We start from the raw sequence: 13,109 nt of genomic DNA, 5'->3' as shown, positions 1-13,109 counted from the left end.
ATGACAAAACAAAACCTTACTACATCACCGCAAGAAGCCGCATCGCGCTTACTTGACGGCGACTTGCAGCTAGAACAATCTTCTTGTAGTCAGATAGATCAAGAAAAGTTTGCCCGCTATGCGCAAATCGGTGATGTGATGCGTCAAACGCAAACAGGTGGTATTAGCATTGATATTACAGCCAGTGTGGCCCAAGCTTTAGAGAATGAGCCTTGCCACAGTGTAGCTGGTGACGATAACAGTGCAGATATAGAGCAAGTCAGTGACACAAAGGTGATTAAGCTAAGCGCTTGGCGTAAGCCTTTGTCTCAGGTTGCAATCGCAGCCAGTGTAGCGCTAGTTGCAGTGCTTGGCGTGAATACCATGCCACAGCAAAATAGTCCTGCAATTGATGAAATGCCAATCTTACAGTCTCGTCCATTGGCAGGTGGTGTTGCACCTGTGAGCTTCTCATCTGAGCAACCCGCTTTGCAGCAGGCTGAACAAGGTATTCGAGATTTACAGCAGCAACGTATCGGCGCTTTGGTTTTAGAACACCAGCGTCAATCTAGAGTCGCTTATGCTCTGCAACAAAAAGACAAAGCTGAACGTGAACAATCAGAGGAAAAGAAGTAGTTAAATGAGATTACTTGCCTGCATTTTAGGTTTATTTTTGGCGACCTTAACGCACGCCGAAGAGGTTGTTTCTGCCAAGCAATTGTTGAATAACATGGCGACAGCCGTCCACAATAGAAACTTTGATGCTTCATTTGTTGTTCTTAAGGGTAAAGGCATGGAACCTTATCGATGGGTGCATGCTAAACACAACAACAAAGAATTAGAGCTTTTGAGCTTACTTAATGGCGCAGGGCTTGAAATAGTGCGAGTTGACGATTTAGTCACTTACTATGAACCTCAATCTACGCCTTATTCGGTAAGAACTGATTCTATTGCAGGGCCTATTCCGGAAATATTGTTCAAAGATTCTCAAGCGTTATTGGAACATTATGATTTTGTGTTAGGTGGTAAAGGGCGAATAGCTGGGCGTCCAGCTCAGTTGGTGCGAGTGGAATCAAAAGATGACTCTAAGTACAATTATTGGCTCTGGATTGATACTCAATCGTCACTGTTGCTAAAAGCGGCTTATGTAACGCAGCAAGGGGAGTTACTTGAACAATTACAATTAACGCACATCAGTGTTACACCTGAACCTGCCGAACAGCTACTCGAATTGACACAAAGAGAATTTCCTACGCCTTTGCCTGCGCTTGAGTTAAGTAAAGATGAAACTGCGCAGAGTAATTGGCAAATTGGTTGGTTGCCTGAAGGATTTAAACTATTAAAATCTGACCGTCACAAATTAGATTTAAATAACGAATTGGCGGACTATTATTTGTTTTCAGATGGCTTAGTGGATGTATCTGTATTTGTACAACGACCACTGCCTGGTCAGCGTCCAAGTGGGGCTCTATCATCAGGTGCAACAACCGTGTATGTGCACAATTCGGGCGCGTTTGATGTGTCTGTTGTTGGTAATATACCAGCGATTACAGCAAAGAGTATCGCTGAGTCTGTGAAACGGCCACTATGATAGAACAAACACTTACCGTAGTGTCAGTATCTGGCACTACTGCTTATTTACAGGCACAACAAAAGCCTGCCTGTGAGGGCTGTAATGGCAAATGTGGATCGCAAATTTTTGCTAAATTGTTTGGCTCTCATAAAAAAACCTTACCAATCAAGTTTGAAAAGCCTGTTCAGATTGGGCAGAAAGTCAAACTCAGCCTTGATGATTCAAAACTTGTCAGTCATTCCTTCTATGTATATATGCTACCGATATTTGGTGCTTTTTTATTCGCATTCATTAGTGTGTTAGCGTTTGCTTGGAGTGAGCCAAAGCAAATTCTAAGTGCCACAGTCGGCGGCCTTTTAGGATTTCTACTTGCAAAATGGCGAGTGCAAGGTTTAAAGCACGAGGTGAAAGTGGTAAAAATTTATCCAATTAGCATGAGCGTGACGCAAATAGATGGTGATTGAGTTAAATAAAAGGTAAAATCGCTACTTTAATCCATTTAGTGACTTATAGAAGTTTAGAATCCAGTATATGAAGCATATCCGTAACTTTTCTATCATCGCCCACATTGACCATGGCAAATCAACGCTTTCTGACCGCCTAATTCAAGTATGCGGTGGCCTTACAGACCGAGAAATGCAGCAGCAGGTTCTGGATTCAATGGACATCGAGCGTGAGCGCGGTATTACCATCAAAGCGCAAAGTGTAACTTTGAACTACACAGCGAAAGATGGTGAAACCTACATGTTGAACTTTATCGACACGCCAGGACACGTTGATTTTACCTACGAGGTCTCTCGTTCTTTAGCTGCGTGTGAAGGTGCACTGCTGGTAGTTGACGCAGGTCAGGGTGTAGAAGCACAAACGTTGGCTAACTGTTACACTGCAATTGAAATGGATTTGGAAGTTATTCCAATTTTAAACAAAATTGATTTGCCTCAGGCCGATCCGTTGCGTGTTGCCGAAGAAATTGAAGATATTGTTGGCATCGATGCACTTGATGCTGTGCAATGTAGTGCTAAAACCGGCATTGGTATCGAAGATGTATTAGAGAATATTGTTCGTGATGTACCTCCACCAGAAGGCGATCCCGAAGCGCCACTACAAGCACTTATCATTGACTCTTGGTTTGATTCATACCAAGGCGTTGTGTCTTTGGTGCGTATCAAACATGGTGAGCTGCGCCAAGGTGATAAAATAAAGATCATGTCTACTGGTCAAACCCACCTTGCTGACAAAGTAGGTATTTTTACACCTAAGCAAACCAACACCGGTACTTTAAAAACGGGTGAAGTAGGCTATGTAATCGCCGGTATTAAAGATATTCACGGTGCGCCAGTGGGTGATACTATCACTTTGACTAAAAATCCGGCGCCACAGCGTTTACCTGGTTTCCAGAAAATCAAACCGCAAGTATACGCTGGCATGTTCCCTATCTCTTCAGATGACTATGAATCATTCCGTGATGCGTTGAACAAACTTAGCTTAAATGATGCATCGTTGTTCTTTGAACCTGAGAATTCAACCGCGTTAGGTTTTGGCTTCCGCGTTGGTTTCTTAGGCATGTTACACATGGAAATCATTCAAGAGCGTCTGGAGCGTGAATATGACATGGATCTTATCACTACAGCGCCAACGGTAATCTATGAGATTGAGACCAAGCATGGCACCATTCAAATTGATAATCCATCAGATTTACCGCCGGTCAATGATATTTTAGAGATCCGTGAACCAATCGTAGAAGCGAACATTCTGGTACCGCAAGAGTACTTAGGTAATGTAATTACGTTATGTGTTGAAAAGCGCGGTATGCAAACCAAGATGGCGTATCACGGTAAACAGGTTGCAGTAACCTATGAACTACCAATGGCTGAAGTAGTGATGGACTTCTTCGATAAACTAAAATCAACAAGCCGTGGTTTTGCATCACTTGACTATAACTTTAAGCACTTTACCCCATCTGATATGGTTAGGGTTGATATTCTTATTAACGGCGACCGTGTTGATGCATTAGCAATTATTGCACACCGAGATGGCGCGCAAAGTCGTGGACGTCAATTAGCAGACGCATTAAAAGAGCTTATTCCACGTCAGATGTTCGATATTGCGATTCAAGCGGCTATTGGTGGACACGTTATTGCACGTACAACCGTAAAACAATTACGTAAAAATGTTATCGCGAAGTGTTATGGTGGTGACGTAAGTCGTAAGAAGAAACTACTTCAAAAACAAAAAGAAGGTAAAAAACGCATGAAACAGTTAGGTAACGTTGAAGTACCTCAAGATGCGTTTCTAGCCATACTTAAAGTGGGTAAATAACAGGAATTTATTAATGGCAGGCTATTTTTCTATTTTTTTGGTGGTATTGACCATTGGCTCAGGCTTACTTTGGCTATTAGACCACTTGGTTTATGCACCTAAGCGAAAAGAACGCATTGCATTGGCACAAGGCTCTTCCGAACAGACTCTTGATGACGATGTGATTGCGCAAATAGCCCCTGAACCCGCCATAATTGAAGGCGCAAAGTCTATATTCCCGATGATTGCAGCGATTACTATTTTTCGCTCATTCATCTTTGAACCATTTCAAATCCCATCTGGCTCAATGATGCCAACTTTATTAGATGGTGATTTTATTTTGGTTCAAAAATACGCATACGGTATTAAAGACCCTGTCTGGCGCTCACAATTGGTTGAGGTTGGCCAACCAGAGCGCGGTGATGTTGTGGTATTCAAGTTTCCACTTGATGAGCGTATCGACTTTATTAAGCGCGTTATTGGCTTACCTGGCGACCGTATTGTTTATCGTAACCGCCAGTTATATATCAAACCTAATTGTGCAGATGGCGAGCAGCAACAGGGCAATTTGGTATGTGGTGAGTATAATAAGATAAAGCTTGATATCGTTAACAATGATGAATACATGCAAGGTTCAATGCCATTAGTGCGTTTAGCAGAAAGCTTGCCTAATGTGCAGCATGATATACTTATAAACCCTCAGGCAATAGAACCTGTAGAACGTTATCGTCCGCAACAAGCTGGTACGAGAAAAGATGAATGGATAGTGCCAGAAGATAGCTATTTTGCAATGGGTGACAATCGTAATAATAGTCAAGATAGCCGTATGTGGGGGTTTGTTCCTAAGGAGAACTTGGTCGGTAAAGCGGTCTTTATTTGGATGAGTTTTGATTTTGAAAATGGCCCAGACAGCCTACTTCCAGGTTGGGTTCCAACTGGTGTTCGCTTTGAACGCCTAGGTAATATTCAGTAGCAATGAAAAAAAACGTAGCAGAATTATACAGTAAGATAGGATATCACTTTAGTAACGAGGTATTGCTTGAGCAGGCCATGACGCATCGCAGTCATAAAGGTCAGCACAATGAGCGATTAGAATTTCTTGGTGACTCGATTTTGAGTTTTGTTATCGCCAATGCCTTGTATCATAAATTTCCTAAAGCGCGTGAAGGTGATTTGAGTCGCATGCGTTCGACCTTAGTTAGAGGGCAAACTTTAGCTGAATTTGGTGTAGAGTTTAACTTAGGTGATTATTTAAGGCTTGGCCCTGGTGAGCTTAAAAGCGGTGGCTTTCGTCGAGAGTCAACGCTTGCAGATGCCGTAGAAGCGATTATTGGGGCAGTATTCTTAGACTCAAATATTGATACTTGTAGTGAGTTGATTTTAACTTGGTATGCCTCGCGGTTAGATGCGATTTCTCCTGGGCTCAATCAAAAAGACCCTAAAACATTACTACAAGAGTACTTACAGGCACGCAAGCTACCATTACCTGGCTATACGGTTATCGATACCAAAGGTCAGGCGCACAACCAAACGTTCACGGTTGAATGTATTGTAGAAGGGATGGAGAGCATAATTTCAGTAGGTAGCTCTCGTCGTAAAGCTGAGCAAAAAGCTGCCGAAAAAGCATTGAAGATTTTAAAAAATGACGCCTAATACACACTGTGGCATGGTTGCCATCGTTGGTCGCCCAAATGTAGGTAAATCAACGCTACTAAACAAAATTGTGGAGCAAAAGGTGAGTATCACCTCTCGTAAGCCACAAACCACTCGTCACCGTATCATGGGTATTCACACAGAAGACAACTATCAAGCAGTTTATGTTGATACTCCAGGCCTTCATATTGAAGAAAAGCGTGCCATCAACCGTTTGATGAACCGTGCAGCGTCTAGCTCAATTGGTGATGTTGAGCTGATCATTTTTGTTCTTGAAGGCACACTTTGGAACAGCGATGATGAAATGGTGTTAAATAAGGTCATCCAAAGCGGTCGTCCTGTGCTTGTGGTGATGAATAAAGTTGACCAAGTAAAAGTACAAGAAGACGTTTTAAAGCACATGCAATGGCTTTCTGAACAAGGCGATTTTGTTGGGATTGTACCAGTATCTGCAAAGCAGAATAAAAACATCGACTTGGTGAAAGAGCAAGTACGTGCACGCTTACCTGAGTGTGAGTTTTATTTCCCAGAAGATTATGTAACTGACCGCTCGATGCGTTTTTTATCAGCAGAAATTGTGCGTGAAAAACTGATGCGCTTTATGGGTGATGAGCTGCCGTACTCTGTGACTGTTGAAATTGAACAGTTTAAGTGGCAAGACAATGGTGTATGGCAGATCAATGCATTAATCTTAGTTGAGCGTGAATCACAAAAGCGTATGGTGATCGGTAACAAAGGCGAAAAGCTAAAAGTGATCGGCCGTGAAGCCCGTAAAGATTTAGAGGCCATGTTGGATAACAAAGTCTTTTTAGAACTTTGGGTGAAAGTAAAATCAGGTTGGGCTGATGATGAACGTGCACTACGTAGCCTAGGGTACGGAGAAGACTAATTGCAAAACGACTTTCGGCAAGTGTATTTGCTTCATCGTAGAGCGCACAGCGACTCTCAATTGATGTTGAATATGCTTGTTGAGGGCGTTGGTCATTTGAGTATGATCGCACGTATTAAAGGCAAACAGGCACTAAAACACAACGCACATCTTAGACCTTTCGCTCCTATTTTGGCCCAATATGCTGGCCGTTACGACCTAAAATATTTAAACTCCTTTGAGCTGGCTCAAAATCCATTAGAATTGCAGGGCAAGCAGTTATATTGTGGTTTTTATTTGAATGAACTGACCTATCGCATTGTGCCCCGTAATGAGCCTTTGGAGCAGGTGTTCGAGTTGTATCAAACTCATGTGCGTTCTTTGGAACAAAACAGCGACGTTGAACCTATTTTACGCAGTTATGAGTTTCAGTTGCTCAGTGCTTTGGGCTTTGGCATTGAGTTTGATATTGATGCCAATGGTGAGCCGATAACGGCAAACTTAAATTATCAATATATTCCAGAGCTGGGATTTGAACCAACAGATATACCGCAAAACGGTTTTTCGGGTGCTGTGTTATTAGCAATGGCTGAGCATGATTTTGCCAAAGCAGCTGTTCGTACTCCAGCTAAACACTTGAGTCGATATTTATTGAAACCCCTTTTAGGAAACAAGGCGTTAAAAAGCCGCGAATTATTTATATCAAGGTAGGGCTATGAAAGAGATTTTATTGGGCGTTAACGTAGATCATATTGCAACACTCAGACAGGCACGCGGCACCACTTACCCCGATCCTGCGCACGCAGCAAGTGTTGCTGAGCACGCCGGTGCTGATGGTATTACGATTCACTTACGTGAAGACCGTCGCCATATTCAAGATAGAGATGTGTATGTAATGGCTAAAACCATTCAAACACGCATGAACCTAGAAATTGCTGTAACAGATGAAATGTTGGCTATTGCTAAAGAAGTGCAACCTGAATATGTGTGTTTAGTACCAGAAAAGCGTGAAGAGCTGACCACCGAAGGTGGTTTGGATGTGATAGGAAACCAAGCAAAAATCACTGAAGCGGTTAATACACTTGAAGCTTCTGGCATTAAGGTGAGCTTATTTATTGATGCAGACAAAGCACAAATCGATGCTGTAAAAGCCACGGGTGCGCCGTACATTGAGATCCACACTGGTGCGTACGCTGATGCAGAAAATGACCAAGAACAAGCACAAGAATTAGAACGCATCCGTGAAGGTGTTCAATATGCACATAGTCTAGGCATTATCGTCAATGCAGGCCATGGTTTGCATTATCACAATGTTAAACCAATTGCACAAATGCCAGAAATATACGAGTTAAATATTGGTCATGCCATTATTGCTCGAGCTGCGATTGATGGGTTAGAAAAAGCAGTCCGAGACATGAAGCGTTTGATGTTAGAAGCCAGACAGGCTTAGCGAATATATTTAATGCATAATAAAGGTCACGTGAGTGGCCTTTGTTATTTTTAGTATATGGAATGAGTCAATGAAACCTTGGCAAACTGCATTTATAGAGCAGTATCGGCTATCAACAGACTATATAAAAGATGCTGCACCAATTATTGCTTGGCTAGAACAACAAATAAATCATTCAGTGCGTCCTTATTGTTTAGGTATCAATGGTGCGCAGGGATCTGGAAAGTCAACTCTAGCAGCGTATTTGGTCGCGCATTTGAACGAAAGTGGTTATCGCGCAGCCACGGTGTCGATTGATGATTTCTACTTAAGCTCAAATGAGCGAAAAAAGCGCGCTCGACAGCTACATCCTTTGTTTGCAACTCGAGGTGTGCCAGGCACTCATGATGTTGCTTTAGGCCAACAAGTGTTAGCCGATTTTAAACAGGGAAGTTCTTTGCAGTTACCACGTTTTGATAAAGCCACTGACGAGCCCTGTGCAACCTACTTGTGGCCCAAACACCAGCAACCACTGGATATATTGGTTTTTGAAGGGTGGTGCGTAGGTATCGCGGCCCAATCAAATGAGCAGCTAATTGACCCAATCAACCAATTAGAGCGTGAAGATGATGAAAATGGTCATTTTAGAACGTTAGTTAACGCGTTTTTAGCCTCTGATTATCAACCTCTGTTTGCGCATTTAGACAACCTTATCTATTTAGACGTCGGCCACTTTGAACGAGTATTTAAGTGGCGTTTACAACAAGAAAAACAGTTGATAGCGCGCACAGGAAAAGGGATGAGTGAACGGCAAATCAAATACTTTATCATGTTTTTTCAGCGCTTAACGGAGCATGGATTTGATGTTTTGCCGCAGTTGTGCGACCTACATGTTAAGGCTTTAGAGACCCACCGCTTCATGTTATAAAATACAGCAAAAAATAATAAGGATCATTGTTATGGCACCTACTTTATACACCAAGCATATGCAAATAAGACCCTTTTTTGCCAAAGATCTAGCGCATTTTGCACAGTATCGAAATATAAAAGATGTGGCCCGTTATCAAAGTTGGGATAATTACACGCTCGCGGATGCTCAGCGGCTATTTGATAATATGGACTATACGACATTTGGCGAAGCCGGAAAGTGGTTTCAACTTGCCATTGTCGATTCATCCAGTGATCATTTATTGGGAGATTTAGCTATACATTTTATCGATGATGAGCAAGTTGAAATCGGCTTTACTATTGCCCCGACTAACCAGCGGCAGGGGGTAGCAAATAATGCAGTAACGGCCTTACTCGAGTACTTGTTTAATGTATTGAGTAAGCATCGTGTTATTGCAATCACTGATGCTAAAAATGAAGCTGCACAGCGTCTTTTAAAGTGTTTGGGCTTTCGCCTTGAGGCTCATTACATGCAAAACATATTTTTTAAAGGTGAGTGGGCAGATGAATGCTTGTACGCGATGCTTGCGTCTGAGTTCAATAGCTCTGTTGGTCTTTAAAAAGGCACAAAGTTAAACTCGCTACGCACAAAAGTTCATTTTGATGGTTCGTTTCGCGTTATTTAAACGGCAATAGCATCTTTATCTTGTCGCCATCTTTAGCTTTACTTGAATAATCGTGAAGTCTTTTAATGAAAGGATATCAATTGAAAAAAATAGCGGTATTTGGCAAACCTGGGAGCGGCAAGTCTACGTTAAGTAAAAGGCTAGCTCGGGTAATTGGCATTGAGTTACATCAGTTAGACTTACTGCAATATAATAAAAGTGGGGAACAAGTCGCGCGTGAAATATTTGATAATGCTCATCAGCATATCCTTGAAAAGGACTGTTGGATTATTGATGGGTTAGGACCCATGGGAACGTTTAAGCAGCGATTAGATGCGGCAGACACCTTAGTTTATATCGACTTATCTTACCCTCTTAGCTACTGGCTTGTGACTAAACGTTGTATTAAAGGGCTCTTTGTAAAACCAGAAGGTTGGCCCGAGGGTAGCTCTGTATTGAAGGGCACAATTCAAAGTTATAAAACACTTAAACTTTGCCCGAAGTTTTGGAATAGTGATTTTTTAAATCAACTAGAGGCGGACTACTCAGCAACTAAGCAGCTTTATGTTATACGTACACTGTCTCAACTTAATCACTTCGTCGAGAATAATGTCAGTAAACCTCAGGACGAGAGCTCAAAATCTTAGTTTTGATAGTGTTTGTTATTCCCACATATTTACATTGTCAGCTTCGTCAAAGTCACTTCTTTGTGGAAGGACAAAACGAAACCTATGACCAGCCGGAGCTTGCACTACCACCCAGCGTTCAAGAGTCTTAACCACTTTGGTGCCATGGCTTCTAAGCGCGTAACTTCAGCTGTTATATCATTAGTTTCAATACGTTAAGTGGCTATCTGTAGCATCTCTTGTGCTACTAGCCTTGCTGGATCCATCGTATGTATGTAGCGGGTATAAGTATCTCTTGGTCTATCAAGGTTATTGCTTGCGAGCACTCTTGATGCCATACCGCGGTGGTTACTGCCGTGAGTTAATAAGTGCAATAGGATCTCATGGACAGACATTCTACCGTGATCGCCATCGGTAAATTGAAATGAGATGTCTCGCTGTAAGCCATCCATTGATAGTGTTTTATTAAAATGAATGAGCCAAGTATCATTTTTTGCCATCGTCTTGCGCAACTCAAATATTTGGGGAGTTTCTAAAGTATTGTCTGCACGGTACTTCTCAGGTTTGCCCAAAATTCGAGAGATAAATAAGCTGTCTACAACAGTGGTATGATTTAAAATTCGAATAAAAAAATCAGCATCTTCTTTTGGAAGCAAAGATAGTTGGCGCTCTCCAAAGTTGAGCAGCTCATTATTCGCCCATTTTTTGTACTCAAATGCTTTGATAAATAACATACATTTCTATCCTTTATGATGCCTGTCGTCCATACAGCTGAATGATGTTGTTTAAGGGTCACTATCACTTAACACAACTAAACGTTATTACAATACTTTGTGAACATGGAGAAAGATCACTCCTAGGGTAGCAATGTGTGGCATGAAAAACGGCATAAATTAAATATAGGTACAAGGTTGGAGAGGTAACAACAAACGAGAGTGCTATTGCTTTGGCGTGTTTAAAACATTAAGTGCTTGTTTATGGCTTTATTGTTGTAATAAAGCTTTAGCTACTACCAAGTAGTGGTGCTTTTTGGGCTGATAAATAAACTGCCCATATAGACCAAAGTCCCTATAAATAGCTCAAATAATGCTAGCAATACAATACCACATACTACTCCTGCGACAATGGCTGCTTCATTGAGCACCACTACATAGCTGTAATTGTGCCAAACATCAGCTCTAATTTCTGTGATTGGGTTGATAAAAACATGTATATAGGGGCTTAGAATAGACTGGTTAAATGCCGCTTGAGCGTTTATCAGCTGCTGGTTTCTAGTCACCAATTTATTGATATTGTCACCGCCGGATAAAATGATGGGATCTTTGTTTGTTTGATAGTGCTTTATTAGCTTATTGATATCGCCAGCAAAGTATTTGTCGGCATCATTTTGAAATGCACTGAGGCTTTGCGATGATTCAGATACACGTGCGTTTAGGTTTTGTTTGTACTGCTCTACAAAGCCCGGTACTTGTACACCAATAAGCAATGCACATACGAATACGGTTAATTTTAAATAATCAAAAATCTTCGCCATGCCCATCCTAAAAATTCGCTAATCGTTACCCAGACTTCAAAATTACAATGAGTTAAGTATTTGCCTGTATTTAGAATGGCTCAGTCGACGTGATAATACAATATTCACATCTTATGAACGTCGTTAAAAGGCAAGGGTGGTTGGTGCAAAATTGCACCATTAAAAGCTGATTTCAATCCGAGACCTTGTTGATCACACTTGCTAGGATGATAAAAACGAACAAGGAGCAAACCACATGAAACTAACTACACTGATCTTATTACTTTTTATCAGTTGCCATACACAAGCAGCCACTCATGAAGCGAATATTAAGGCGTTGTTTGCAAACTATATGAGCAAATATAATCATTATCTACAAAGCGATGAATTACCTAAAACCCCTCAGCTGTATACCGACACACTCATGCTTATGTCTACTCATTCTCAGCCAAGAGTGATCACACAGACGCAAATGAATCAGCAAGTTCAGGTGTTTTTATCAAACTTAAAAGCGGATGGCGTTACGCACGTTAAGTGGGGCAAAATAAAAGTACACTTTCTTGATAGTAATATTGCTTTGGTGAGCAATGTTGCCGAGCGCTATACCAAAGAGGGGAAGTTGCATAACAAAGTTGGGGCGAGTTATTACGTCTATTTAATTGATGGGCAATGGAAAATATCGGCATTTGCTATACATGACGCGAAAAACACATTAACTTAAGCAGACCTCAACGCTTAATATTGTCAGCATGCAAAACTGGGACGACTTTCAATTACTACTGGCATTAAAACAAGCCAACACTGTGCGCGGTGCAGCTAAATTACTGGCGGTAAATCATGGTACTGTGTCGCGTAGACTAGCCAACCTTAATCAACGTTATGGCGTTGATGTATGTACGCTTATACAAAACAACCTAGTGTTTAGTGAGGTGGGATTAAGGTTGATTGATGCGGCTCAAGCAATGCAAGTGCGCTTTAATGAGCACCAAATTGCTATTGATGACAGCGTCAAACAACTTAAACAGCAAGTAACCCTCTCATTACCGCCTGCCATTTTACAGTTTGTACTAATGGATGTTTTAGCAGAGTTTCAGCAGCAAAATCCCCACGTACAGCTAAACATTAACACCACATATGCGCTCAGTGACTTAGATAAGTCTGAAGCCGATGTGGTAATACGTGCAGCAGAGCAATTGGATGATTATTTAGTTGGTCACAGATTGTGCCCCATCTCTTTAGGATTTTTTGCCCATAAAGACTATTTTGCACAACGCAGTGGACAGGACGTAAGCTGGATATCGATAAATGCCCACCCGCGGCCGCAATGGCTGCACGATAGCCCATTTCCTAATGCACCTATTAAGTTGACCATAGAAGATTTAGTATTACGCCATCAAGCCGCAGCACAAGGTTTGGGGATGATCAGAGGCGCACACTACATAGCCCAGCACTTTGATGGTTTAGTGGAGTTTGCCCCAAGTGTTACTTCTTATGCCTGTTTATGGGTGTTAACTCACCCTAGTAAGCAGTCGCTTCCCAACGTCAAAAAGCTCATTACTTTTTTACGCGATGCCATGCGAAGCAAGCAGCATCTTATTAATAACGTAAGTTGCTGAT

Annotated in this window: 16 protein-coding genes; 14 read left to right on the top strand and 2 right to left on the bottom strand. The window is 41.7% G+C overall.

The window, feature by feature from the left end:
* From HG263_RS04170 to HG263_RS04115, 12 genes are all read left to right on the top strand, one after another.
* Entirely contained in the window at positions 1 to 615 is a 615-nt protein-coding gene (locus HG263_RS04170) for a sigma-E factor negative regulatory protein (RefSeq protein ID WP_171624787.1), read from the top strand.
* Between the two features lie 4 nt (positions 616 to 619).
* The gene (locus HG263_RS04165; RefSeq protein ID WP_171624786.1) at positions 620 to 1,570 is read left to right on the top strand and encodes a MucB/RseB C-terminal domain-containing protein; all 951 of its coding nucleotides are present in this window, start codon (positions 620 to 622) and stop codon (positions 1,568 to 1,570) included.
* Positions 1,567 to 2,016: a SoxR reducing system RseC family protein gene (locus HG263_RS04160; protein ID WP_171624785.1), complete on the top strand. Its 450-nt coding sequence runs from the start codon at positions 1,567 to 1,569 to the stop codon at positions 2,014 to 2,016. The genes HG263_RS04165 and HG263_RS04160 overlap by 4 nt, the downstream gene beginning before the upstream one ends.
* A gap of 67 nt (positions 2,017 to 2,083) precedes the next feature.
* Positions 2,084 to 3,871: a translation elongation factor 4 gene (gene lepA, locus HG263_RS04155; protein WP_171624784.1), complete on the top strand. Its 1,788-nt coding sequence runs from the start codon at positions 2,084 to 2,086 to the stop codon at positions 3,869 to 3,871.
* A 13-nt stretch (positions 3,872 to 3,884) separates the two neighbouring features.
* Positions 3,885 to 4,823, top strand: coding sequence for a signal peptidase I (gene lepB, locus HG263_RS04150; RefSeq protein WP_171624783.1), 939 nt, complete (start codon positions 3,885 to 3,887; stop codon positions 4,821 to 4,823).
* 2 nt (positions 4,824 to 4,825) lie between these two features.
* On the top strand, positions 4,826 to 5,503 hold the full coding sequence (rnc, locus tag HG263_RS04145; RefSeq protein ID WP_171624782.1) for a ribonuclease III: 678 nt from the start codon (positions 4,826 to 4,828) through the stop codon (positions 5,501 to 5,503).
* Complete coding sequence (gene era, locus HG263_RS04140; RefSeq protein ID WP_171624781.1) at positions 5,493 to 6,392, top strand: GTPase Era; 900 nt, start codon at positions 5,493 to 5,495, stop codon at positions 6,390 to 6,392. Before rnc ends, era begins: the two co-directional genes overlap by 11 nt.
* Positions 6,393 to 7,082, top strand: coding sequence for a DNA repair protein RecO (recO, locus tag HG263_RS04135; RefSeq protein WP_171624780.1), 690 nt, complete (start codon positions 6,393 to 6,395; stop codon positions 7,080 to 7,082). It abuts the gene before it with no gap.
* A gap of 4 nt (positions 7,083 to 7,086) precedes the next feature.
* Positions 7,087 to 7,821, top strand: coding sequence for a pyridoxine 5'-phosphate synthase (pdxJ, locus tag HG263_RS04130; RefSeq protein WP_171624779.1), 735 nt, complete (start codon positions 7,087 to 7,089; stop codon positions 7,819 to 7,821).
* A 70-nt stretch (positions 7,822 to 7,891) separates the two neighbouring features.
* Positions 7,892 to 8,728, top strand: a complete 837-nt coding sequence (locus HG263_RS04125) for a kinase (RefSeq protein WP_171624778.1) — start codon at positions 7,892 to 7,894, stop codon at positions 8,726 to 8,728.
* A 31-nt stretch (positions 8,729 to 8,759) separates the two neighbouring features.
* Positions 8,760 to 9,308: a GNAT family N-acetyltransferase gene (locus HG263_RS04120; RefSeq protein WP_171624777.1), complete on the top strand. Its 549-nt coding sequence runs from the start codon at positions 8,760 to 8,762 to the stop codon at positions 9,306 to 9,308.
* 146 nt (positions 9,309 to 9,454) lie between these two features.
* Complete coding sequence (locus tag HG263_RS04115; protein WP_171624776.1) at positions 9,455 to 10,000, top strand: P-loop NTPase family protein; 546 nt, start codon at positions 9,455 to 9,457, stop codon at positions 9,998 to 10,000.
* Positions 10,001 to 10,194: 194 nt separating this feature from the next.
* On the opposite strand, the gene HG263_RS04110 is transcribed toward HG263_RS04115, so the two are convergent.
* Positions 10,195 to 10,713, bottom strand: coding sequence for a DinB family protein (locus HG263_RS04110; protein ID WP_171624775.1), 519 nt, complete (start codon positions 10,711 to 10,713; stop codon positions 10,195 to 10,197).
* A 275-nt stretch (positions 10,714 to 10,988) separates the two neighbouring features.
* Complete coding sequence (locus HG263_RS04105; protein ID WP_171624774.1) at positions 10,989 to 11,513, bottom strand: DUF2937 family protein; 525 nt, start codon at positions 11,511 to 11,513, stop codon at positions 10,989 to 10,991.
* Positions 11,514 to 11,748: 235 nt separating this feature from the next.
* Here HG263_RS04105 and HG263_RS04100 point away from each other — a divergent pair, with 235 nt between their 5' ends.
* Both HG263_RS04100 and HG263_RS04095 read left to right on the top strand, forming a co-directional pair.
* A complete protein-coding gene (locus HG263_RS04100) occupies positions 11,749 to 12,213 on the top strand; it encodes a DUF6841 family protein (RefSeq protein ID WP_246239859.1) in 465 nt (154 codons plus the stop codon).
* 28 nt (positions 12,214 to 12,241) lie between these two features.
* Positions 12,242 to 13,108, top strand: coding sequence for a LysR family transcriptional regulator (locus tag HG263_RS04095; protein ID WP_171624773.1), 867 nt, complete (start codon positions 12,242 to 12,244; stop codon positions 13,106 to 13,108).
* Position 13,109 lies beyond the last annotated feature (1 nt).

This window comes from Pseudoalteromonas caenipelagi (assembly GCF_013140855.1).
Taxonomy (GTDB): Bacteria; Pseudomonadota; Gammaproteobacteria; order Enterobacterales; family Alteromonadaceae; genus Pseudoalteromonas; species Pseudoalteromonas caenipelagi.
Note: the sequence above shows the minus strand (reverse complement) of the source record. Positions and strands in the feature narration are given on the sequence as shown.